Below are 22346 nucleotides of genomic sequence, written 5' to 3'. Positions count from 1 at the left end.
CGTTCTCGAGGAGGATCAGATGGCAGACTTTGTTGTCCGCAGAGCGGGCGCCGAGGACCGCGACGTCCTGGAACGACTCTGGCCGCTTTTCCTGCACGACCTGTCGGAATTCTGGGGCGTCCTGCCGAACCCGGACGGAACATACCGCCGCGAGTGGCTAGAGTCGGCGATCGGCGATCCCACCTGGTCGGCTTATCTCGTATGGTCTGGTGACCGGCCGGTCGGCTTTGCGTTCGTACGCGCGCTGGACAGCGATGCGCACGTGCTGAACAGCTTCTTCGTGGTGCGTGGGGCACGCCGGTCGGGCCTCGGGTTGCGAGCGGTGCAGGCCGTCCTGGCCGCGCACCCCGGCCGATGGGAGATCGCTTTTCAGGAGGAGAACGCGGGCGCGGCACGCTTCTGGCGTCACGTCGCTTCCGAAGTCGCGGGCGAGGCCTGGACCGAGGAGCGGCGACCGGTGCCTGGGAAGCCCGAGCTGCCGGGGAACACATGGGTTGCCTTCGATGCGCGGCAGTCCTCCTTCGCGTTAGTTCGTGGAGGGGGTGTTGATCAGGGCGTCGGGTCGCCGAGGTAGAAGCCGCAGGCGCAGTCCAGGGCCTCTTCGGGTGAGCCGAAGGGTAGTCCGGTGGGCAGGAAATTGTCCTCGTACTTGGATGTGCACACCGGCGAGGTTCTCACCGAGATCATTGCCCGCAACGACGCAGCGACGTTCACTGCCTTCCTCGACCAGCTCGACACGGCCATCGCCCCGGACCAGGACATCCATGTCGTGCTGGACAACGGCTCCTCCCACACCGCCAAACACACCAAGGCGTGGCTCGCCGACCACTCGCGCTGGCACGTGCCGTGGACCCCGCCGCACGCCTCCTGGCTCAACCAGATCGAGCTGTTCTTCTCCGTCCTGACCCGCCGCGTGCTGCGACACGGTGACTTCTCCAGCCGCGATGACCTCATCGACAAGCTGGAGAGTTACGTCATCGGCCGCAACGAGACCGCGAAGCCGTACAGATGGACCTATGACGGCAGCCCACTCAAGACCGCCTGATCAGACCCAACACCCCTCCACGAACTTGCGCGGGGCAGCACTAGTGAGCGGTTCGCTCCTGCCTGACCGCCGCCGTCTCTGCCGTCTCTGTCGTCTCTCCCGTTACCCGTGTCCCCGGGTGTAGCAGTGTGCACAGGAACGCCATGCCCAGAGCGATGGACATCCCGTAGAAGACCCACTGGTTGGCCTCGGCGAAGTCCATGCGGATCGCCTGGCCGGCGCTTCGTATCGCTGTGGCGGTCTGGCCTGCTCCCGTGGGCTGGTGGTCGTCCGGGTGGCCGGTGATCGCTTCTGCGATGCCTCGGGCCGCGCCTTGGGCTTCGCTCGCCGACATGCCCTTCGTGACGAGTGTCTCCGTGACACGGCTGGTCATGGCATGGATGAGGATCGTGCCGAAGATCGCCATGCCTACGGCGGCCGCGTAGTTGCGCACGGTCTGGGTGATGCCGGTGACCTCGCCGTAGGAGGCGTCGATCGCCCGGTTCACGGCATCGGTGGATGCCGGGGAGAGCAGGAGGCCGAGGCCGGCTCCGGCGAGGCAGGCGTAGGGCCACTGGTCGTGGGGCGAGAGCTCCGTCAGCTTTCCTGCCCACAGGGCGAATCCCACGCAGCCGACGGCGGTGCCGAGCCTCATCGCGGGACGGGCACCGCGCTTGTCGAGGATCCGTCCGCCCCACTGGGCCGAGACGCCGAACCCCACGAAGAAGTAGAGCAAGTAGAGCCCGGCCTGGTCGGGCGACGAGCTGAGCGAGATCTGCGCGTACACCGAGGCGAAGAACATCACCGGGACGAACGCCAGCATCGCGAAGAAGAGCACCAGGACGTCGGCCGTGAACGCGCGGTCGCGGAAGACGCGCAGCTTGAGCAGCGGTTGGTCGGTGCGCAGTTCGTGCCTGCAGAAGAGCGCGAGAAGGACCAGCCCGCCGATGATGCACGCCCAGGTGGTGGGGGCGCTCCAGCCCCACGTGGAGGCCTGCTGGAGCCCGAGGACACTCATCCCCACTCCGGTGGCAACGAGCACGGCGCCCGGCACGTCGACGCGTTCGGGCCTCTGGATGTTGGGGATTCGGGCGACAGCGGTGAGGACGAGCGAGAGGACGGCGACGGGGACGTTGACCCAGAAGATGGCCCGCCAGCTCCAGGCGGTCAGCAAACCGCCGAGCAGCGGGCCGAGAGCGGTGAGTGCGCCGGCGAGTACGAAGAACACGGCCAGGGCCCGGCCGCGTTCGTCGACCGGGAAGGCGCCGATGACGACGGCGAGGGCAGCGGGGAAGATCAGCGCCGCACCCAGCCCCTGGGTGGCACGGAAGATGACGAGCCAACTCTGGGCGAAGTCCCCGGTCGGCACCGAGCCGCACAGCACGGACGAGGCGGCGAAGAGCAGCGTGCCGGTCATCATCACCCGGCGGTGCCCGAAGATGTCGGCGAGCCGTCCGCCCAGTGCGAAGAACGCGGCGAGCGCGAGCAGATAGGCGTTGACGACTCGCTGCATGCCTGAGGAGGAGAGACTCAGTTCCTGGATGATGTTCGGGGCGGCGATGCTGACGATCGTCTGGTCCACGAAGATCATCGCGACGGCGAGGAGCATGGCCGCGAGGGTGAGCGCCTGGTTCGGGGTTTTCCGCCTGCCGGACCCCTGCGGCGCTGAACCGCCCGGAGCACCGCGGGAGGCGTCCCCAGCGGCGCCCCTGCTGCCGTTCACAAGCCCCATCATCCCTGTCGGGGAGCCCTTCCGCACACGCGGCCAGGTGGTCACCGCTGCTGCGGGAGGGCCGCGGCCGACGAAGGGCCCACCGGCCTGCGCCGGCGCTGGTCGGGCGGGCACAGGCCGAGGCCGGCCGTGCAACCCCTCACCGCAGGCCGTGGCACCGCCGGCGGCGGCCGGAAAGCGGCTCATTAGGCCCTCTTGTAATGGACATGATGCCTCCTTCACCATGACCCGCGCACGTCACGCACACCCATCCCGCACAACCCGCACACGGCGTACGAGGAGACACCACGTGACACAACGGAACGGGCGATCCGAACCACCCCCGCATTCCTTACGCCCCGCACGGCCCTTACGCACGGCGCTCGCCGCCCTCGCCGCGGCCCTGCTCCTGCCCCTGGGGGCGGGGGTGGCCGCCGCCGCGCCCGACCCCGGACCCACCACCGGCACGGCCGAACGCAAGATCGAGCCCAAGCTGCGCGCCCAGCTCGACGCGTCCGCGAAGGCCGTCTTCTGGGTCTACCTCGACAGCGCCGCCGACCTCACCGCCGCGCGTGGACAGCAGACCCGCGCCGCCAAGGCAGAAACGGTTCTGCGCACCAAGAAGGACCACGCCGCGCGCAGCCAGGCCGAGGTCGTCAAGGCCGTCGAGGGCGCCGGAGCCGAACACACCTCGTACTGGATCGTCAACGCCGTACGCGTAATCGGCAGCCAGAAGCTCGCCGACGCCCTGGCCCAGCGGCCCGAGGTCGCCCGCATCGACGCCGACGACACGGTCGAACTGCCCAAGCCCGTCGAGGGCAAGCGGGAGCAGAGCGCCGCCGATGCCGTCGAGTGGAACATCGACCGGATCAAAGCCCCGCAGGTCTGGGACCAGCTCGGGGTGCGCGGCGAGGGCATCGTCGTCGCCAACATCGACAGCGGCGTCGATTACTCCCACCCGGCCGTGAACAACCAGTACCGCGGCAAACGAGCGGACGGCTCGTACGACCACGCCTACAACTGGTTCGACCCGGCAGGCGTCTGCGCCACCGCGGCCCCCTGCGACAACAACGACCACGGCACCCACACGATGGGCACGATGGTCGGTGACGACGGCGGAGCCAACAAGATCGGCGTGGCCCCCGGAGCCCGCTGGATCGCCGCCAAGGGCTGCGAGTCCAACTCCTGCTCCGAGGCCTCCTTGCTCGCCTCCGGCCAGTGGATCGTCGCCCCGACCGACGCGAGCGGTCAGAACCCGCGCCCCGACCTCGCCCCCCACATCGTCAACAACTCCTGGGGCGGCCCCGGCGGCGACTCCTGGTACCAGGAGATCGTCGACACCTGGCGGGCGGCCGGCATCTTCCCCGCCTTCTCCAACGGCAACTCCGGCCCCGGCTGCGCCACCAGCGGCTCACCCGGCGACCACGCGAGCTCCTACAGCTCCGGCGCCTTCGACATCAACGGCGCGATCGCGTCCTTCTCCTCGCGCGGCGCGGGCCCCGGCGGCATCATCAAACCGAACATCGCCGCCCCCGGTGTGAACGTGCGCTCCTCCGTTCCGGGCGCCGGTTACGAGGCCTTCTCCGGCACGTCCATGGCCTCCCCGCACACGGCGGCCGCCGTGGCCCTGCTCTGGTCCGCCGCCCCCGGTCTGAGCGGCGACGTGGCGCAGACCGAAGCGCTCCTCGACGGCACCGCACTGGACACCGCGAGCACCCAGTGCGGCGGCAGCGCCGCCGACAACAACATCTTCGGCGAGGGCAAGCTCGACGTCCTGGCCGCCGTCAACGCCGCCCCGCGCGGCCCGCTCGGCGCAGTCGCCGGCACGGTGCACTCCGGCGGCACGCCCGTCGCGGGCGTCGAGGTCACCGCGGACGGCCCCATCGACCGCAAGACGACCACCGCGGCCGACGGCACCTACCGCTTCGCCTCCCTCTCGGTCGGCGACTACTCCCTGACCGCCGCCAAATTCGGCTACGCACCGCAGACGGCGACCATCGCGGTCACCGAGAACACCACCGCCACCAGCGACTTCACCCTCACCCAGGCGGCCTCCGGCAAGCTCACCGGCACCGTCTCCTCGACCGCCGGACCCGCACCGGGCGCCTCCGTCACCATCACCGGCACCCCCGTCACCGCGACCGCCGACGCACAGGGCCGCTTCGAGGTCACCCTGCCGCACGGCACGTACGACGTGAACGCCACGCACCCCTCGCGCTGCCTCACCGCCGGTACGGCGAGGACCACCGTCGCCGGGGACACCACCGTCACGGTGAACCTGCCCGAGCGCACCGACGGCTACGGCTACGCCTGCGCCGCCACGGGCGAGCGCCCGTACCCCGCGGGCAGCAAGCAGCTCGCACTGTCCGGCGACAACACCACCGAGCGCGTCGACCTGCCCTTCCCGCTCCCGCTCTACGGCAGGACGTACGGGCAGGCCTGGATCGGCACCAACGGCACGGTCAGCTTCGGCGGCAACAACACCGCCGACGTCAACGGGGACATCCCGAGCACCGCCACGCCGAACGCGGCCCTGTACCCGTTCTGGGACGACCTCGTCGTCGGCCCGGCGGGCAGCGGCTCCGGCGTCTTCACCTCCGTCACCGGCGCCGCCCCGCACCGCAGCTACGTGATCGAGTGGCGCGAGGTGTCCCACTGGTCGGCGCAGGCCGACAAGTTCTCGTTCTCGGCGTCGATCGGCGAGGACGGCACCGTCTCCTACGCCTACAAGGGCACGGGCGGTATCGGGATCAGGGGCGGCTCCTCGGCCACCGTCGGCGTGGAGAACGCGTCCGGAACCGACGCCTTCAAGTACTCCTTCAACACCCCGGTCATCACGGACGGCCTGTCCATCGCCTTCCGCACCACCCGCAGCGGCGTGGTGACGGGCCGGGTGCTCGACGCGAACGACGGGGGCGCCGTCGCGGGCGCCACGGTGACCGTCGGCACCGGTGACACGGCCGTGTCGGCGACGACCGCGGCGGACGGCGGCTACGTCGTCCAGAGCCCCTCGGGCTCACGGTCCGTCTCCCTCTCCGCAGCGCAGTACGAGCCCGCGCAGACGACGGTCGACGTCAAGGCCGCCGATGTCACGGAGGTCACGCAGAAGCTGCGCACCGGCAGGGTGACGGCTTCCAAGCCCGCCGTGGAGGTGGTCCTCCCGCCGAACCAGCAGCGCACCCGCACCCTGGAACTCACCAACCCCGGCCTCGGCACGGCGTTCACCGTCTCCGAGGACTCGGCCTGGCTGGCGGTCACCCCGCCCGCCGGGGACCTCCCGACGGGGGCCAAGGTCCCGCTCACCCTCTCGGTGGACACCAAGGACCTGACCCCGGGGACGGTCCTCACGGCGGCGCTGAAGATCACGTCGGCGAGCGGCCGCACCCCGGTGCTCACCGTCCCCGTCAAGGTCGTCGTCCCGCGCTACCAGGTCGCCCTCGACGCGGGATCCGACCGCGCGGCCACGGACGCCCTGGGCGACGCCTGGTCCCCGGACCGCAAGTACACCGCCGGCTCCTATGGCTACCAGGGCAGCTCCTCGGAACGTTCGACCACACGCACGATCGCGGGCACGGACGAGCAGCGGCTCTTCCGCAACGCCCGTGAGGGCATGTACGAGTACCGCTTCGACAACGTGCCGAACGGAACCTACACCGTGGAGCTGGGCTTCGCCGAGCTCTCCTCCACCAAGCCGAACAAGCGCGTCTTCGACGTCCTCGCGGAGGGCGTCCAGGTCATCCCGTCCCTGGACATCTCTCTGGAGGCGGGCACGTACACGGCCCTGACCCGCACGTACACGGTGACCGTGACGGACGGCGTGCTGAACGTCCGCTTCGTCACGCACAGCGGATTCGGCAAGCCGCTGCTCAACTCCCTCCGGGTGACCGACCGCCCGGACCAGGGCTGAGCCCGCGGCATGGGGGCGGGGCGCCCATGGTGCCCCGCCCCCATGCCTGAGGCGCTTCAGCGGTGCAGGTGCCGCGTCCAGTCCGCGGGGACCCGGTCGGGCGGTCCCGGCGTCGGCTGGTCCGCGGGGTGGGCGGCCGGCGGCGCCAGTTCGGGGCCGGCCTCGAACGGCTCGCTGGTGTCGTAGTTCCAGAACCACTCCTCGCCCGGCTCGAAGCTCTGCACCAAGGGATGACCGGTGGACTTCCAATGTCCGGTGGCGTGTTGGGCGGGGGACGAGTCGCAGCAGCCGACGTGACCGCACTGGGCGCAGCGTCGCAGGTGGAACCACCATCCGCCCGCCTCGTCGCACTCGACGCAGCCGGGACCGGTGGGCGGGGCGCTGGGGTCGATTCCGTTGATGTCGGTCATACGGGCTCCTCGGCGGTGTCGGTCTCCGTGTCGGTCGCCGCGTCGGTCTCGGTTCCGGGCGCGGTCTCCGGTTCAGGGGCGGTCAGCGGCAACAGCACCTGGAAACGGGTGTCGCCGGGTGCGGACTCGGCCTGGAGGCTGCCGTGATGTTTGTTGACGACGATCCGCCATGAGATGTCCAGGCCCAGACCGGTGCCCTCGCCGACGGGCTTGGTGGTGAAGAACGGATCGAAGATGCGGCTGCGGATGTCCGCCGGGATGCCGGGCCCGGTGTCGCGGAACTCCACCAGCAGCCGGTCCCCTTCCCGTGCCGTGCGGACCGTCAGCGTGCCGTCGCGGCCGGTGCTTTCGATGGCGAAGACGGCGTTGTCGATGAGGTTGGTCCACACCTGGTTGAGCTCGGCCGGGTAGGCCGGCACGTCGGGCACGGATCGATCGTAGTCCTTGACCACCCGGACTCGGGGGCCGATCTTGCCGGACAGCATCAGGAGGGTGCTGTCGAGGAGTTCGTGGACGTCGACCACCCGGTGCGGGGCCCGGTCGAGCTGCGAGTACTGCTTGGCGGCGTCCACGAGGTGGGAGATGCGGGTGGTGGAGTCGTCGATCTCGTCCATCAACAGCTCGGTCTCGACGGTGTAGTTGAGCCAGCCGATCGCCCCCGGGAGGATGTCGTCGGCCACGGCCGCCGCGACCTGCTCCAACCAGTCCGTGTCCAGCCCGGCCTGCACGAAGGTCGGTGCGACCCGCCACCCCTCCGGGATGCCGTGCTCGTCGAGCCAGTCCACGAGCTCGTCCTCCCGGTCGGACGCTTCCAGGGGGCTCAGCACCGGTGCCTTCGCGACGCGTTCGGCGGTGCGCTCCTGGATCTCGATGAGGTCGGCGAGTGCCTCGCGGGAGTAGGGGCCGTGCGCGATGACGGCCAGCTTGTGCCGCATCTTGCCCACCCTTTCCCGCAGCGCCGCGGTGGCCCGGACGGCCGCCGCGGCCGGGTTGTTCAGCTCGTGGGTGAGCCCCGCGGACAACGATCCGAGCGCCAGCAGGCGTTCCCGTTGCCCGATCGCCCGCTGGGTGTTCCTCGAACCGAAGAAGAGCCCCTCCAGCAAGTGCGCGGCCATGGGGAACCATTCCGTCATGAAGTCCGCGAACGACTGCGCGGGCAGGACGAAGAACCGGGTCGGCTCGGTCACCCGCATCGAGTTGACGTACGTCTGCGGGACCCGGTCACCCAGGTAGGCCTGCATGGCCCCGGCGTACACCCCGCGCTGTGAGGTCCGGCTCACCTCCACGTCGTCGCCGCCGACCCTGCGGGACAACACGACGGTGCCCTCGATCATCACGAAGAAGCAGGTCGCCGGGTCGCCTTCGATGTACACCGGACCGGTCTCGAACCGCTCCACCCGCCCCTCGGCGCACAGCCGGCCGAGTTGCTCCGGGGAGAGCTTTTCGAAGAGGAACAGGGAGGCGATCTCCTTCGGGGCGCACGGTATGACCTGCCCGCTCATGACTGCTCCAGGTACCGGTGGACGAGCATCACGGCCATGGCTCCTTCTCCGACGGCGGACGCGACGCGCTTCGCCGACTCGGCGCGTGCGTCGCCCGCCACGAACACGCCGGGAATGCTGGTTTCCAGGTGGTAGGGCGGCCGGTCCAGCTCCCACTCGGCCGGCGGGCGGCCGTCAGGCGTGAGGTCCGGCCCGGCCAGGATGAAGCCGTGCTCGTCGCGCAGCACCGTGCCGCCCAGCCAGTCGGTCCGCGGGGCCGCCCCGATGAAGACGAACATCCATTGGGTGTCGACGAGTTCGGTGGCGCCGCTGTCGACGTTCCGCAGCGTGAGCTGCTCGAGGTGGCCGTCGCCGTGCGCCGCCTCGACGATGGTCCGGGGCCGCACGGTGATGTTCGGTGCCTCTTCGATCTGCTGGATCAGGTAGTGGGACATCGACGCCGTCAGGGATTCCCCCCGGACCAGCAGCGTCACCGACTTCGCGCCCCGTGCCAGATACATCGCCGCCTGCCCGGCGGAGTTGGCGCCGCCCACGATGTAGAGGTCCTGTCCCTGGCAGGCGGTCGCCTCGGTGAGCGAGGAGCCGTAGTACACCCCGCAGCCGGTCAGGTCGTCGCAGCCCGGTGCCTGCAGGTGCCGGTACGACACTCCGGTCGCCAGGATGACGCTGTGCGCGGTGACGGACGAGCCGTCGGAGAAGCGGACGACGCGCGCCGCGCCGTTGACCTCCAGCCCCGTGACCTCGCGTGCCGTGAGGATTTCGGCGCCGAACCGGCCGGCCTGACGGCGGGCCCGTTCGGTCAGCTGCGCGCCCGAGACTCCGTCCGGGAAGCCGAGGTAGTTCTCGATGCGGGAGCTCTGCCCGGCCTGGCCTCCGGTCGCCGACCGCTCGACCAGTACCGTCCGTAGCCCCTCGGAGGCCCCGTACACGGCCGCGCCGAGGCCCGCCGGGCCGCCGCCGATCACGACGAGGTCGTAGAAGTCGGCGGCCGGCGTCGTCGCCAGTCCCACGTGGGCAGCCAGCTCCGGCGCCTCCGGCTCGATCAGCGCGGTGCCGTCCGGAGTGACCACCAGGGGCAGGCGCTGTCCGTCGGCCCCGGCCGCCTCCAGCAGTCTCCGGCCCTCGGGCTCGTCGGAGGAGTACCAGCGGTACGGGACCTGGTTGCGGGCCAGGAACTCCCGCACGCGCGAGGAGGGCGCCGACCAGCGGTGCCCGACCACCTTGGTGGCGGGTACCGGCCGGTAGTCGCTGGAGCGCCAGGCCGCGAGCAGGTCGTCCACGACCGGGTAGAGCTTCTCCTCCGGCGGGTCCCAGGGCTTGAGCAGGTTGTGGTCGAGGTCGACGACGTTGATCGCGTCGATCGCCGCGTTGGTGTCGGCGTACGCGGTCAGCAGCACGCGCCGCGCTCCCGGATACACGTTCAGGGCCTGTTCGAGGAACTCGATGCCGTTCATCTGCGGCATGCGGTAGTCGGCCAGGATCACGGCCACCAGGTCGCCCCGCAGCTTCAGCTCGTGCAACGCCTCCAGCGCGGACTCACCGGACTCGGCGCGCACGATCCGGTAGGCAGCGCCGTAGCGGCGGCGCAGGTCACGGGCGACAGCACGGGATACTCCCGGATCATCGTCCACGGTCAGGATGACGGTCCGCGCTGTGTCGGTGACCTGTGCCATGCGTCTCCCGGGAACGGACTGGGCCAGCGGCGCGGTCAGCCGCCCGCACCGGTTCCCGCCCATCGTACGTTCGTTCGTCCGGGTTCGCGCCGGAATGCCACGCGTGCGGATGCTCGCGCGGTGCCGGCCCGGCCGCGCGCTCGGCGCCTTCCGCGTGGTCGCCTACGCTGCCTGACGGCTCGCTCAGGCTCCCGTCGGGTCCGCGGGGATCGGGTGCACTTCGACCGGATCGCTGCCGGGCTTCCCACCCGGTCCGGGGCACGCCGACGCCCGGGCGGCGATCTCCAGGGCACGGCTCTCACTCTTGACGTCGACCACCCAGTACCCGGCCAGGATGTGTCCCGCCTGGGCCGGCCCGTCAGTGACCTGCGGCTGTCCGTCGCTTCCGGCCCGCACCGTCTTGACCAGCGAGGGGCCGCCGAGGCCCTGCCCATCCACCCACTCCCCGGCGGAAGTGAGGTCGTCGTTGAGGGCATTCATGTGGGCGAACATGGCCTGCATGTCGTCCTGGGAGTACGACGACATGATCGCGTCCCATTCAGCGGCAGGCACGTTCATCTGGATCATGTACTTCATGTCTCTCACCCTTCCGGAGCGGCTGCTGGTGCTATTCGGGTCCTACGAAGCTGTAGACAGCCGGGCGCCGCGAAACTCATCGGCGCCCCAGCAACATATCGCCGGAAACAGCTGGGTGCGCCCGGAAAGCGAGTGAGCACCAGCGGCGCACTCACGCCCTCCCGGGCGCGAAAACGCCGCAGCGGCGGCCGACTGTCACTGTCGGTCCGCCGCCGCGGCGCGCGCCCTGATCAGGCACCCAGGTGGTGCCCCTTCGCCCACTCCGCCCCGGCGTCCGTGGCACAGGTCGAGCCGTAGACGGGGCCGGTGAACGCCGGGCGGCTGGCGGGCACCGCGGCGAACGAAGAGCAGTCCGACGAGAAGCCGGCGCGACCGCCGGAGAAGTAGTCGATGTCGACCCCGTCGTTGGCCAGGGCGGCACCGGCCCCGCCCAGCAGGATGCCGGCGGCCAGGACGGATGCGGTGACAGCGGAACGAATACGCATGACTCCCCTAAAGATCCACGGAAAGGCGCACTGGTCGATGTGTGCGTCGGCCGGTCCAACGCCCGGAAGCACTGACGGGAACGGCCGTTCACTCCAATGCCCGCAGCTGTATCGTTTCGACACCCCGAGCCGGGTGAAGCCCGGGAGGGCAGGCTGCGGCAGGGCGTCACCTGGACGGCCCCTCCCCGCCCCGGGCCGCTTTGCCGCCCCGGAGCTCGCGGGCCCCGAAACCCTTGGGCTGCACTCGACCGGCCGGTGGCGGACGCCGACCCGTACGTACGTGAGCAGGCAGCCGAGAGGTAACCTCAAGCTTCTCCAGGGCTCCTGACCAGCAAGGACCTGCCCGGACGACCGAAAGGCAAACGATGGACTACACGCTCAGCGGAGACAACGTCGAGATCACCGACGCGCTGCGCGCATTCGTCGGCGAGAAGCTGGCCGGGCTCAATACACGGGGCACCGAGACCACCAGCGCTCGCGTGCTCCTGAAGATCAACGGCTCGGAGCAGACCGCCACGGGCACCCTTGAGGTGGATGGCCAGGACCTCACCGCCATCACCGCAGCGGCCTCCGACATGCACACGGCCATCGACAGGCTCGCCGACAAGCTCTCCGCCCAGCTCAGGAGGCACACGCAGAGGCAGCACGGCCGCCCCAAGTAGTCGGCGACCTGCCGTTGCCGCGCACGCACTCGCAGGCCCGGGCAGGAGTCCGGGAGGGGACCGGTCCCCCGGACGCCGACCACGGCTGGAGCGGGTATTCCAGCGGTCCACCGCATCCGCCCGGGGCAACGCGGGTGGCCGGCGTGGTGCGGTCCTCAGACGGCGGGTTCGAGGTGGGCCCAGGGGCGGTCGGCCTCGATCTGGGCCGCGAGGGCGAGGAGGGTGGCCTCCCCGCCGAGAGGGCCGACGAACTGGACGCCCAGGGGCAGGCCGTCAGAGGTGCGGTACGTGGGGACGCTCATCGCCGGGCGGCCTGTGATGTTGGCGAGTTGGGTGTAGGGGGTGGCGGCGAGGTTCGCGATGACCGCCTGCTCCCATGCCTTCGTTCCGGCCAGCGCGCCCAGCAGCCCGAGCCTCTTGAGGACGCGAGCCACGGCCTGCACCGGGCGGGGGGTGTCCAGTTCACCGATCCGCACGGCGGGCCGGGCGATCGTCGGGGTGAGCAGGAGGTCGTAACGGCTGTGGTAGGAAGCGAGCTGACGGCTGTACGTGTTCCAGCGCTCGTGGGCCGCGTAGTAGTGCGGCGCCTTCATCGCCCGGCCGGCGGCTGCCAGCAGGTGGGTGTCGAGCTCGAAGTCGCCCGGGCGCACACCGGGCAGCTTGCGGATCTCGTCCATGGTGTGCGCGACCTGGGTGCACCACATGTCCAGGAAGTCGAAGGCGAGCCTGCGCTGGTCGATGTCGGGCTCGGCGGGCTCGACCTCGTGGCCGAGGTGGGCCAGCAGGCGGGCGGCGTCCTCGACGGCGGCGACGGCATCGGGGTGTACGACCGTACCGACGGGTGAGCGGGTGCTGAAGCCGATGCGGAGCCGCTCCGGTGCCCTGCGGGCGAGTTCGGCGTACGGAAGGTCCGGGCGGGCGTGCAGGTAGGGGCCGCCCGGGTCGTGCTGCGCGGTCAGCACGTCCAGCATCGCGGCGGAGTCGCGCACGCTGCGCGAGACGACGCCGTCGGTGGCGGCGCCCTGCAGGTGCTCGGCGGCGTTGGGGCCCGCCGGAACGACCCCGCGCCCGGGCTTGAGGCCGAACAGCCCGCAGCAGGCGGCCGGGATGCGGATCGATCCGCCGCCGTCGTTGGCACCCGCGACGGGCACGATGCCGGCCGCGACAGCGGCCGCCGATCCGCCGGAGGATCCCCCGGGCGTCCGGGTCAGGTCCCAGGGGTTCCGCGTCGGGCCGTTCACCTCGGGTTCGGTGATGCCCTTGGAGCCGAACTCCGGCGTGTTGGTCTTGCCGAACACGACCAGCCCGGCGTCCAGCCACCGGCTCACGACCGCGCTGTGCTCGCCGACGGCATGGTGCCGCAGCGCCCGGTTGCCGCTGCCGGTGGGCAGTCCTGCGTAATCCTGCATCAGGTCCTTGATCAGGAACGGAACTCCCGCGAACGGCCCGGCCAGCGGCTCCTTCGCCCGCTCGCGGGCGATTTCGTGCATCGGCCGGACGATCGCGTTCAGTCGGCCGTTGACGGCTTCGGCCCGGTCTATCGCGACCTCGAGCAGTTCGGACGGTGAGACCTCGCCTGCGGCAACCAGCTGAGCCAGCCCGACGGCATCGTGGCTGCGGTACTCGGCGTACTCCATCGCCCGCTCCTCGAATTAGAACCTGTAATTTTATGGCGCGGACAGTACCGTAGGCTGCGGGCTCCGCCAAGACCCCACAGGAGAGCACCACTTGGTCCCGGCCGGCGAGATACGGGCGGGGGACGCGTGCGCGAAAGGAACGGGACGATAGATGGGCAGGCCTCCGCGGCAGCTGGTCACACGCGAGGCCATCATGGGGACCGCGCTCGCGCTGGTCGACGAGGAGGGAGCCGACGCCCTGTCGACCACCCGGATCGCGGCCCGGCTGGGTGTCAAGGGACCGGCGCTGTACAACCACGTCTCCGGCCGCGACGAGATCATCGACGGAATGCGGGACCTCATCGTCGCCGAGATGGACCTCGCCCCCGGGATCCGCCCCTGGACGGCCGCCCTGGACAGCTGGGCCCGCTCCTACAGAGCGGCCTTCGCCGCCCACCCCCGCGTCGTCCCCCTGCTCGTCGGCCGGCCGGTGCGCTCCGTCGCGGCCCTCCAGGCCTATGCGGAGGCTTTCGCCGTGCTACGGGAAGCCGGCTGGCCCGAGGAGCACCTTCTCCCGATCGTGCGCTGCGTCGAGTACTACCTCATCGGCTCCGCCCTCGACCTCGCCGCCCCGGACCACGTACTGCCGCCGGGCGAGGAGCCCCCGCCCGGACTCGAACCCCTGCTGAACCCTCCTCCGGACCTCCGCGAGCTGGCCTTCGAGGCCGGTTTGGCTGCGCTGACCCGGGGGTTCGAGCGGACCCTGGCCGACTTGAGGGAGCATGCGGGCGGACTTCCGGGGTTGCGGCGTGAGCCAGACGCCGCACGGTCCGGTAGGTCGGTCTAGCTCTTCGTTCCCCAGTCGACCTGGCCCTGGTCCCGTCTGCGAACTTCCCTTGTGTGGGCCTACGGTGAGGTCATGCCTCGCGACATCGCGCACTTACATCACGTTGGCCACGTCGTCAGCGACATGACACGGGCCGTAGAGCTCTACCGGCGGCTCGGATTTCACGTCCCGCCGCCCAGTGTGCCGGCGCTGGCCCCCCGCGAGGCTGCCGCGCCAGAGCCCTTCGGTGCGGCGAACACCCATGCCGACCTCGCCCGAAATTTCATCGAGTTGGTGACCCCGGTGGAGCCCGGGATCACGAAGGGCCTCCCACCCGACGCCCGGATCGTTCCGCTCCAGGTGCCCGCGGACACACTCCCCCTGGTCCTGTCGCGGATCGAGGCGACCAGCGCGCAGCTCAGCGGATGGCGTGATCGCTTCGAAGGGCTTCACATCCTGATGTTCTCCTCGCCGGACGTGGACGGCGCGGCTGACCGGCTCACCGCTGCCGGCGTCGGACACGGCGGGGTGAACACCGTCGGCCGACCTGTCGAGACCCCCAACGGCATGCGCACTGAACTCGTCCGCTACCTGGAGATCGACGGTGCGCCGGAAGGCCGGGTCGGGGTCGTTGCCCACTTGGACCCGGAATTCCAGCACACCCGTCACCTCGAGCACCCCAACGGCGCCCAGGACCTCGTCGAGGCGGTGCTGTGCGTACCGGAGGGACAACTCCCCCTCGTTCGCGAGCGGTACGAGCAATATCTGGACCGCCCGATCTCCACGGAGGGGCCGGTGACCCTCCTGACCCGGGCCGACCTTTCGGATCTGCTGCCAGGTGAGGTTCCGCCCGCGCTCCCGGCGTTCGTCGCCTGCACGGTTGCCGTCCCCGACATCGCTCGCGTGCGCGCGCTGCTTGCGGAGAACGGACTGCCCGTACGCGAGACGGCGCGAGGGGAGCCGTTCGTGCCGGCCGAAGCGGCCCTCGGTGCAGCTCTGATCTTCCGGGAAATCTGAGAGGAGGCACAGGCCGCTGCCCCACCTGCAGTGTCTGGTCAGCAAGCCTGCTCCACGCACCCGCCGAGATGGACCCGGTCCCGTACGCAGAGAAGCCAGGGCCTGTCTGAGGCCAGGACCACTCCGGGGCGGTAACGGTCAGCGTCCTTGTCGAACCTGGTGGCGGTTGCGCCGAACTGCTTGAGGCGGGCAAAGCACCGTTCGACCACGTTGCGGTCGCGGTAGGGGACCTCGGTGGAGGACGATCGCCGGTGCTGTCAGACTGTTCGCTCCGCGCCGTAGTAGCCCCAACTCAGGCGGACTCGCATGGTGTCGGTGCCGACTGCCTGGATGTGCCCGATCAGCATGGACCTCTGCGGCTCGGGTAGCTGTCGGTCGTGTGCATTGGTCCATTCGAGCGTGCAGAACAGTTCGGACGCCCCGTCGAGTTGGGCCGGACTCGGGGGGCGCGCAGCGAGCGCGGTGAGGACGAGGTCGGGCGATTCGGCGTGGATCCGGCGCAGTACGGCCATGTCGTACCACATCGAGCCACCGGTGGACTCCCTGCAGCGGACTCCCGCCCATGCCAACAGAGCGCGGTTGCGCTCGATCGCATCGGGGTAGTGCTGCCGGATCAGAGCGGCGAGACGGCCCTCGGCTTCGTCCAGCTGCCGTGACCAGGCTTCGTCGTCACGGCCCGGTGGTCGGGACACATCCGCGGCTACGTCGGCCAGCCCGGCCGGTGCGGCCTGGATCCAGCGCATCCGACGCTGCTCGGCCTCGGCCTCTTCCTCGGCCAGCATCTCCTGGACGTCCTGCGATCCGGTCAGGCCTCGCTGTGCCAGCCACTCGGTAAGGGCCGGGCCGTCACGCAAGTCGGCGTCACAGCTACCGATCCCTCGCAGCCCGGTCTGGTGGTGCAGCGTCCAACAGGCCGTCAGTTCACCGTCCGGTCCGTGAACCATGATCGTCGGCCAGCCGTTGCACCGGCACCGGTCACCGGTCCCACCGTCCACGATGGCCAAGTGCCGGGCCAGGTCGGCGATCTCGTCACCGGTCACCACGAGCCGCCTCAGGTCGGTGGAGTCGACCTGGTCGGGCGGTCCCTCGACGATCAGTACGTGCGCGGCTCGGTTCAATACGTCCTGCACCCGGGCTGTTGTCGGAACGTCCTCGGTGGGCATCCTCACCGTCTCTCTGTCGATCACGTCCCGGGAGGATATCGGCGGCCCGTCCGTCGGTCGGATGATTATTTGTCAGACAAGGCCTGGTGCCCTGCCCTGCCCGGGCAGGTCACCGGGTTGTGGAGGTCGAGGCGCCAGTCAGCGAGCATCACATGGGGCGATGGGGCCTGGCCGGCAACCGTCTCCCGGACAGCGGTTTCGGCCTCAACTCGGACCCGCTTGTGCTGCGGTCCGTCCGTCGCAGGGGCTACGACGCGCCTGCGCCCGCTGACGTCCGTGAGCAGGCGTTCCCACGTCCCGCCGGCCGACCACAACCGATGGCGTTCATAGAACGCCTTCCACGGCCCGAACCGTTCCGGCAAGTCACGCCGGTCCGCACCCTGTGCAGAATCCCGTCGATCACCTGCCGGTGGTCCCGCCCCATGTCCACATCAACGGCCCTAGTCTCCGGAGAAGCCGAAAATTCCCAGGTGAGTCGGCCTGTCATCGGCGTGGAGGACGATGTAGTAGCCGGTCCATCGCATCTGACACTCGCCGAGAAGGCTCCGCTTGTACTCCTCATGACTCGCAGCCTCATTGGCACGGGCAGCGAGCTCTTTGTACTGCTCTACCGTCGGGCGGTCGGTGCCGAAGTGGTGCACCACGCGGCTGAGTGCCAGACGGCGCAGGGTTCCGTAGTCAGCGATACCGGACCGCGTCGGCGGGTCATCCGTGGCAACAACCCTGTCGATGTCGAGGATCGTATGGGTGCCTTCCGTGCCCATGAACTCCTCGTCCGCGTACAGGTCCTGCAGGCTTCGGTAGCGGGCACCGTCGCCGTACTCCTCCTGAAACACCTTGGCCTGCAAGGTGCCCAAGGCCGCCTCAACATCGCTGTCGTAGCTGGTGATGTAGTCCCATCCGCTGGCACCCATTGAGCCACCCTCCCTGAAGATCGTGAATGGCAGAACGGTAACGGCGGGGACTGACATCCCGCTGTTTCATCCCGGATTGCCGCGTTCGATGTGGTTCACGCTCCGCGCCATGTGGGGGTGGATTCGGAGGTGAGTCTGCGGGTCATGAGGTTGATCATCGCGAGGTGGATCATGACTTCGGAGCGGTGTGGGTGGGCTTCGTAGTCGCGGGCCAGGCGGCGGTGGTTCATCAGCCATCCCAGCGTGCGTTCGACGGTCCAGCGTCGTGGCAGGACGGTGAATCCCCTGGTGGTGGGGTCGCGGCGGACGATGTGCATGTCGATGCCGAGGGTGGCGGCGTGCCCGACGAGGTGCTGGCGGTAGCCGCCGTCGACCCAGGTCTTGCGGACGGTGGGATGCTCGGCAGCGATCCGCTCGATGAGGGTTTGGCCGGCGATCGAGTCCTGCACGCTTGCCGCGGTGACCAGGACTCCGAGGAGGAGTCCGACGGTGTCGATGACGATGCTCCGCTTCCGCCCCACGATCTTCTTGCCGGCGTCGATGCCCTGCCCGGAGGCGGGGGCGGTTGGTGGAGGTTTTGATGCTCTGGGAGTCGATGACGCATGCGGTCGGTTCGTCGCCTCGGCCCTCCTGCCTGCGTACTTGGCGGCGGAGCGGGGTGTTGAGCTGATCGAAGACGCCTTCCTCCTGCCAGCGGGCGAAGTAGGCGTAGACGGTGTTCCAGTGCGGGTAGTCGTGCGGCAGGTAGCGCCAGGGGATGCCGGTCCGGTTCACGTAGAGGACCGCGTCGAGCAGACTCCGAAGGTCGTGGTCGGGCGGCCGGCCGGTGTCCAGGCCCCGGCCGCGGCGCTCGGACCGCCACGCGGTCAGGACCGGCTCGACCAGCTCCCACCGGGCATCGGACAAATCACTCGGGTATCGGCGGCGTTCAGGCATGGATCGGGGCTACCCACCAACCGCCTGGCAGGCCCGGGCGCGGATACCGGCGCCCGAAGCACACGGCTCACAACCCCGCGTCTTGGGACCAAACAGGAGCAGCCAGGCCAACACGGTGTCGGAACCGCTACTTCTGCACCGTCATTCACACCAGCCTCATCAGCCCCAGACAAACCGAAGCCTTGCCTCCAGTGATCATGATCGGAGCAGGGCGGCGCTAGGGACTATGGGATCGAAGCTGTGCCATCGGACGACAGGTACCTTTCGACTCGGGGGCCATGGAACTCCCGGACCTCGCGTACATACGTCATCACCCGCATCGGCGAGTCCTTCGTATACGCGGATCTGATCACCGGCGACGAACCCGACGCGACCAAACCGGCGGCTGCCGTCGCCGCACTGCTGCGCTGAACTTCCCACCGACACCCGGGACCTGGCCGCCGGCGTTCTTCGCGCCGGAGACCGTGGCCGCCATGCAGTTCCGTCCGGACATGCGAAGCCTCCGGCCGGATGCTGCAATGGCTCTGGAGGTCGGTCCGTCGCCGTGTGTCGTGGCGAGCGCCCCTGGACCACGGGCTGTGGGTACGGCCCAGACCGCAATCCGCTCGTGAGGAGGGTCACGACGGCATCGGCGCCCAGTTGGCGGCGAACGGCCGCACCCCCGTCCGGGCCCTGCCGGCCTCGCCGGACGCGGCAGAGTCGACGACGGCTCCCGCCGAACCGGCCGTCGCCTGAAGACTCCAGCCGGGCGAACCCGGTCCGCTACGGTCCACCCGCACCCCCTGGGAGATGAGCGAACATGCCCGGACCCCCTCGTGGCATCGCCCGCACAGCCGTGATGACGTGCAGAACCGAGACGGGACACGTCGGATGACGGCGTCGGATCCGCGCCCCGCGGGGCCTGGCGGGGGGACACAACCCGAAGAGGCGGACCGGCTGCGTGAACTGCTGCGCAGCCCCGGCTATCTGAAGGCGCTCGTGTTCTGTGCCCTCATCGGTGTTCCGGTGTCGCTGGTGGCTTTCTGGTTCCTGGTCGCACTCCACAAGCTGGAACACCTGATGTGGGGCGATCTACCTGAGGCTCTGGGGTGGGGCGCCCCGCCGTGGTGGTGGCCGCTGCCGTTGCTGCTCGTGGCCGGCGCGGCCGTCGGGCTCGTGGTCACCCACCTGCCCGGCGCCGGAGGCCACATCCCCGCCTCGGGACTGCACACGGGCGGGATCACGCCGCGGGCCCTGCCCGGCGTGATCCTCGCCGCCGTGATCAGTCTTCCCCTCGGAGCCACGCTCGGACCGGAGGCGCCGTTGATCGCCCTCGGCGGCGGCCTGGCCCTGCTCTTCAGGGATCTGGCGCGGGTGCCGGCGACCGCCAAGAGCACGGCACTCCTGGGCGCGGCAGGAGCAGCGGCTGCAGTCGCGGTGATCTTCGGAAATCCGCTCATCGCGGGGGTGATGCTCATCGAGGTGGCCGGGGTGGGCGGGCCACAGCTGTTCGCGGTCATGCTGCCCGCGCTCTTGTCGAGCGGGGTGGGCTCACTCGTGTTCACCGGCTTCGGCCGCTGGACCGGATTCAGTGCGACCAGCCTCTCGGTGAAAGTGGGCGTGCCCGCTCCGCGGCTCGATGCCGGAGACGTGGTCTGGGCGGTCCTGATGGCAGTGGCCATTGGTGTCGTCGTTCATCTGATCATGGGAGGGGGCCGGATGACCGCGCGGTTCGTCGCGAAGCGTCCCGTCGTCCATACGACCCTGTCTGCCCTGGCAGCAGGCGCCTGCGCCGCTGTGTACGCGCTCACCACCGGCCGGTCGCCCGCGGACGTGGCGTCTTCCGGCCAGGCGACGCTGAGCCGGATGGCCGCCGATCCGCATTCCTGGGGGGTCGGGGCCCTGATCGCCGTACTGCTCTGCACGGGAGTGGCCTACTCGTTGTGCCTGGGCAGCCTGCGAGGCGGCCCGGTGTTCCCCTCGCTGTTCCTGGGCTGCGCCGTGGGCGTGCTGCTCGCGCCCCTGCCGGGCCTGGGGGTCGTACCGGGAATGGCCGCGGGCATGGCGGCCGCGACGACCAGTGCCTTGCGGCTGCCGGTCAGCAGCATCGTGCTCGTCGTCCTGGTGCTCGGCAGCGTCGCCATGGTTCCCGTGGTGATCCTGGCGGCCGTCGTGGCTTTTGTGACGACCCAGTTGCTGCCGCCCGGATCCGCCGTTCCACCGGTGGGCAAACCCGCGGAACCGCAGACCGCGCATCCCCCTGCCGCCGGCCCGTCCGGCTCCGCCTGAGGTCGCCCCCGCACGGTGGCCGAGGTGCGCCGCGGACTGCGCGTACCGAGAGTGGAAGTACCCGGCCGGAGACGGGACCGGCCGGTGGCACCGCACGAAGGAGGCCGCATGGCGCGTCACCACGTGCGCGAGCCCATGCGGGGACCGCCGCACGAGCCGGAAGCCCTCGGCACGAAGGTGCCCGCAACCGTGGTGCTCGTGACAGGCGTGGCGGGGTCGGGGAAGTCCACGGTGGCGCTGCTGCTGGCCGACCGGCTCGGCTGGGCGCACAGGGACGCCGACGACTTCCACACCCCGGCGAACCGGGCCAGGATGGCGGCCGGCGAGGCTCTGACCGACGAGGACAGACGCCCGTGGCTGGCTGCCCTCGAGGCATGGATCGACCGGCGGATCGCAGCGCGGGAACCCGCTGTCGTGGCTTGTTCCGCGCTCAAGCGCGCCTACCGGGACCAACTGGCCGGGGGACGGCCCGAAGTACGTCTGGTCCATCTGCACGGTTCACGGCAACTCATCCGCTCCCGGCTGCTGTCCAGGCACGGCCACTTCTTCCCCGCAGAGCTGCTGGACAGTCAGTTCGCCGACCTCCAGGAGCCAGAGCCCGACGAGCACGCCTGTGTGGTGGGCGTCGACCAGCCCCCGGAAGCCGTTGTCGCAGCCGTCGTCGCCCAGCTCTACGCCGTACCGACCGAGGAGCCGCACATGCCCCCCACAGCATCAGGAGAACAGTGGCGGCTGCGCCACGGTGCGCAGGCGGCGGTGGTGGTCGAGCTGGGCGGCGCCCTGCGCCACTACGAGGTGGGCGGGCGGCCGCTTCTGGACGGATTCGCCGCCGACGAGAGGATCACCGGCGGACGGGGGCAGCTTCTCGTGCCCTGGCCGAACCGGGTGGACGGCGGGCGCTATCGGTTCGGGGCTGAAGACCTGCAACTCCCGCTGACCGAACCGGAGAACAACAATGCGATCCACGGGCTCCTGAGGTGGGTGGCGTGGCAGCTGCTCGCCCGCAGCGAGGACGCGGTCACGGTGGGCACCGTCCTCTTCCCTCAGCCTGGATACCCTTACCAGCTGGAGGTCGCCGCCGAGTACCGGCTTGGCCGGGAGGGGCTCGAGACCACCGTCACCACCACCAACGTGGGGGACGCGGCCGCACCCTACGGCGTGGGCCAGCACCCCTATCTGACCGTGGGCACCGAATTGGTGGACACCGCGCTGCTGACCGTGCCGGCCCGCCACCGGCTCAGTACCGACGAACACGGCCTGCCGACCGGTGAGGAGCCGGTCGACGGCACGGCGTACGACTTCCGCATCGCCCGGCCCATCGGCGAGCAACGACTGGACACCGCCTACACGGGGCTCGACCGGGACCCCGCCGGCCACTGCGTGGTTCGGCTGGTGCACCCTTCGGGGCTCCGCGGCATCGACGTACGGCTCCTCGAGGGCATCCGGTACGTGCAGGTCTACACCGGGGACACGCTGTCGGAGCCCGGGCGGCGTCGGCGCGGCGTCGCCATCGAGCCGATGTCCTGTCCGGCCGACGCCTTCCGCAGTGGCACGGCGCTCACCGTCCTGGAACCGGGCGGCAGCCACGTCTTCCGGTGGGGCCTGGCCCCGTGGGGGTCCTGGTGACCCCGGACACCGGGCCGTCAACGCCGAGGC

19 protein-coding genes and 3 pseudogenes are annotated in these 22346 nt (G+C 70.2%); 10 read left to right on the top strand and 12 right to left on the bottom strand.

What is annotated here, in order from left to right; all coding sequences use genetic code 11:
- The first annotated feature begins 19 nt into the window (after window positions 1–19).
- Window positions 20–574 carry a GNAT family N-acetyltransferase gene (locus OG625_RS36910; RefSeq protein WP_329389697.1) on the top strand — a complete coding sequence of 185 codons (555 nt, stop codon included), beginning with the start codon at window positions 20–22 and terminating at the stop codon, window positions 572–574.
- Window positions 575–625: 51 nt separating this feature from the next.
- Window positions 626–1045, top strand: a complete 420-nt coding sequence (locus tag OG625_RS36905; protein WP_329389695.1) for a transposase — start codon at window positions 626–628, stop codon at window positions 1043–1045.
- 40 nt (window positions 1046–1085) lie between these two features.
- Here OG625_RS36905 and OG625_RS36900 read toward each other — a convergent pair whose 3' ends face one another.
- The gene (locus OG625_RS36900) at window positions 1086–2756 is read right to left on the bottom strand and encodes an MFS transporter (protein ID WP_443067927.1); all 1671 of its coding nucleotides are present in this window, start codon (window positions 2754–2756) and stop codon (window positions 1086–1088) included.
- Window positions 2757–3045: 289 nt separating this feature from the next.
- Here OG625_RS36900 and OG625_RS36895 point away from each other — a divergent pair, with 289 nt between their 5' ends.
- Entirely contained in the window at window positions 3046–6642 is a 3597-nt protein-coding gene (locus OG625_RS36895; protein ID WP_329389691.1) for a S8 family serine peptidase, read from the top strand.
- Window positions 6643–6698: 56 nt separating this feature from the next.
- Here OG625_RS36895 and OG625_RS36890 read toward each other — a convergent pair whose 3' ends face one another.
- The 5 genes from OG625_RS36890 to OG625_RS36870 all read right to left on the bottom strand — a co-directional run bounded on the left by OG625_RS36890 (window position 6699) and on the right by OG625_RS36870 (window position 11288).
- Window positions 6699–7052, bottom strand: coding sequence for a UBP-type zinc finger domain-containing protein (locus tag OG625_RS36890; RefSeq protein ID WP_329389689.1), 354 nt, complete (start codon window positions 7050–7052; stop codon window positions 6699–6701).
- The gene (locus OG625_RS36885) at window positions 7049–8554 is read right to left on the bottom strand and encodes an ATP-binding protein (RefSeq protein ID WP_329389687.1); all 1506 of its coding nucleotides are present in this window, start codon (window positions 8552–8554) and stop codon (window positions 7049–7051) included. Before OG625_RS36885 ends, OG625_RS36890 begins: the two co-directional genes overlap by 4 nt.
- Window positions 8551–10227: an FAD-dependent oxidoreductase gene (locus OG625_RS36880; protein WP_329389686.1), complete on the bottom strand. Its 1677-nt coding sequence runs from the start codon at window positions 10225–10227 to the stop codon at window positions 8551–8553. Before OG625_RS36880 ends, OG625_RS36885 begins: the two co-directional genes overlap by 4 nt.
- Before the next feature lie 183 nt (window positions 10228–10410).
- Window positions 10411–10803 (bottom strand): YciI family protein, encoded by a 393-nt coding sequence (locus OG625_RS36875; RefSeq protein ID WP_329389684.1) that lies wholly within the window; start codon window positions 10801–10803, stop codon window positions 10411–10413.
- A gap of 230 nt (window positions 10804–11033) precedes the next feature.
- Window positions 11034–11288: a hypothetical protein gene (locus OG625_RS36870; RefSeq protein ID WP_329389682.1), complete on the bottom strand. Its 255-nt coding sequence runs from the start codon at window positions 11286–11288 to the stop codon at window positions 11034–11036.
- Between the two features lie 365 nt (window positions 11289–11653).
- Between OG625_RS36870 and hpf the strand changes: the two genes are divergently transcribed.
- On the top strand, window positions 11654–11950 hold the full coding sequence (gene hpf / locus OG625_RS36865) for a ribosome hibernation-promoting factor, HPF/YfiA family (RefSeq protein WP_329389680.1): 297 nt from the start codon (window positions 11654–11656) through the stop codon (window positions 11948–11950).
- A 155-nt stretch (window positions 11951–12105) separates the two neighbouring features.
- Here hpf and OG625_RS36860 read toward each other — a convergent pair whose 3' ends face one another.
- Window positions 12106–13587 (bottom strand): amidase, encoded by a 1482-nt coding sequence (locus tag OG625_RS36860; protein WP_329389678.1) that lies wholly within the window; start codon window positions 13585–13587, stop codon window positions 12106–12108.
- 151 nt (window positions 13588–13738) lie between these two features.
- Between OG625_RS36860 and OG625_RS36855 the strand changes: the two genes are divergently transcribed.
- Together OG625_RS36855 and OG625_RS36850 are read left to right on the top strand one after the other, a co-directional pair.
- Complete coding sequence (locus tag OG625_RS36855; RefSeq protein WP_329389676.1) at window positions 13739–14413, top strand: TetR/AcrR family transcriptional regulator; 675 nt, start codon at window positions 13739–13741, stop codon at window positions 14411–14413.
- Between the two features lie 72 nt (window positions 14414–14485).
- On the top strand, window positions 14486–15409 hold the full coding sequence (locus tag OG625_RS36850) for a VOC family protein (RefSeq protein WP_329389674.1): 924 nt from the start codon (window positions 14486–14488) through the stop codon (window positions 15407–15409).
- Between the two features lie 38 nt (window positions 15410–15447).
- On the opposite strand, the pseudogene OG625_RS36845 reads toward OG625_RS36850, so the two are convergent.
- The 5 genes and pseudogenes from OG625_RS36845 to OG625_RS36825 form a co-directional block, all read right to left on the bottom strand.
- Window positions 15448–15633, bottom strand: a pseudogene (locus OG625_RS36845) (hypothetical protein); the annotation flags it as partial.
- A gap of 33 nt (window positions 15634–15666) precedes the next feature.
- A complete protein-coding gene (locus OG625_RS36840; RefSeq protein WP_329389672.1) occupies window positions 15667–16596 on the bottom strand; it encodes a hypothetical protein in 930 nt (309 codons plus the stop codon).
- Window positions 16597–16832: 236 nt separating this feature from the next.
- Window positions 16833–16990: pseudogene (locus tag OG625_RS36835) on the bottom strand (transposase); the annotation flags it as partial.
- Window positions 16991–17012: 22 nt separating this feature from the next.
- Entirely contained in the window at window positions 17013–17543 is a 531-nt protein-coding gene (locus OG625_RS36830) for a hypothetical protein (RefSeq protein WP_329389670.1), read from the bottom strand.
- A gap of 38 nt (window positions 17544–17581) precedes the next feature.
- A pseudogene (locus tag OG625_RS36825) lies at window positions 17582–18422 on the bottom strand (IS5 family transposase).
- Window positions 18423–18662: 240 nt separating this feature from the next.
- Here OG625_RS36825 and OG625_RS36820 point away from each other — a divergent pair.
- The 4 genes from OG625_RS36820 to OG625_RS36805 all read left to right on the top strand — a co-directional run bounded on the left by OG625_RS36820 (window position 18663) and on the right by OG625_RS36805 (window position 22316).
- On the top strand, window positions 18663–18833 hold the full coding sequence (locus OG625_RS36820) for a QsdR family transcriptional regulator (RefSeq protein WP_329389668.1): 171 nt from the start codon (window positions 18663–18665) through the stop codon (window positions 18831–18833).
- Window positions 18834–18968: 135 nt separating this feature from the next.
- Window positions 18969–19157, top strand: a complete 189-nt coding sequence (locus OG625_RS36815) for a hypothetical protein (protein ID WP_329389666.1) — start codon at window positions 18969–18971, stop codon at window positions 19155–19157.
- Window positions 19158–19292: 135 nt separating this feature from the next.
- Window positions 19293–20690, top strand: coding sequence for a chloride channel protein (locus OG625_RS36810; protein ID WP_329389664.1), 1398 nt, complete (start codon window positions 19293–19295; stop codon window positions 20688–20690).
- Window positions 20691–20798: 108 nt separating this feature from the next.
- The gene (locus OG625_RS36805; protein ID WP_329389662.1) at window positions 20799–22316 is read left to right on the top strand and encodes a gluconokinase, GntK/IdnK-type; all 1518 of its coding nucleotides are present in this window, start codon (window positions 20799–20801) and stop codon (window positions 22314–22316) included.
- Window positions 22317–22346 lie beyond the last annotated feature (30 nt).

Origin of the sequence: Streptomyces sp. NBC_01351, from assembly GCF_036237315.1 — a bacterium.
Lineage (GTDB): Bacteria > Actinomycetota > Actinomycetes > Streptomycetales > Streptomycetaceae > Streptomyces.
This window is presented reverse-complemented; position numbering and strand designations above follow the sequence as displayed.

Excerpts from the sequence above, each read along its gene's own strand:
- OG625_RS36910 (WP_329389697.1), top strand. The coding sequence starts at position 20 with ATGGCAGACTTTGTTGTCCGCAGAGCGGGCGCCGAGGACCGCGACGTC.
- OG625_RS36900 (WP_443067927.1), bottom strand. The coding sequence starts at position 2,756 with ATGGGGCTTGTGAACGGCAGCAGGGGCGCCGCTGGGGACGCCTCCCGC.
- OG625_RS36890 (WP_329389689.1), bottom strand. The coding sequence starts at position 7,052 with ATGACCGACATCAACGGAATCGACCCCAGCGCCCCGCCCACCGGTCCC.
- OG625_RS36885 (WP_329389687.1), bottom strand. The coding sequence starts at position 8,554 with ATGAGCGGGCAGGTCATACCGTGCGCCCCGAAGGAGATCGCCTCCCTG.
- OG625_RS36880 (WP_329389686.1), bottom strand. The coding sequence starts at position 10,227 with ATGGCACAGGTCACCGACACAGCGCGGACCGTCATCCTGACCGTGGAC.
- OG625_RS36875 (WP_329389684.1), bottom strand. The coding sequence starts at position 10,803 with ATGAAGTACATGATCCAGATGAACGTGCCTGCCGCTGAATGGGACGCG.
- OG625_RS36870 (WP_329389682.1), bottom strand. The coding sequence starts at position 11,288 with ATGCGTATTCGTTCCGCTGTCACCGCATCCGTCCTGGCCGCCGGCATC.
- hpf (WP_329389680.1), top strand. The coding sequence starts at position 11,654 with ATGGACTACACGCTCAGCGGAGACAACGTCGAGATCACCGACGCGCTG.
- OG625_RS36860 (WP_329389678.1), bottom strand. The coding sequence starts at position 13,587 with ATGGAGTACGCCGAGTACCGCAGCCACGATGCCGTCGGGCTGGCTCAG.
- OG625_RS36855 (WP_329389676.1), top strand. The coding sequence starts at position 13,739 with ATGGGCAGGCCTCCGCGGCAGCTGGTCACACGCGAGGCCATCATGGGG.
- OG625_RS36850 (WP_329389674.1), top strand. The coding sequence starts at position 14,486 with ATGCCTCGCGACATCGCGCACTTACATCACGTTGGCCACGTCGTCAGC.
- OG625_RS36830 (WP_329389670.1), bottom strand. The coding sequence starts at position 17,543 with ATGTCAGTCCCCGCCGTTACCGTTCTGCCATTCACGATCTTCAGGGAG.
- OG625_RS36810 (WP_329389664.1), top strand. The coding sequence starts at position 19,293 with ATGACGGCGTCGGATCCGCGCCCCGCGGGGCCTGGCGGGGGGACACAA.
- OG625_RS36805 (WP_329389662.1), top strand. The coding sequence starts at position 20,799 with ATGGCGCGTCACCACGTGCGCGAGCCCATGCGGGGACCGCCGCACGAG.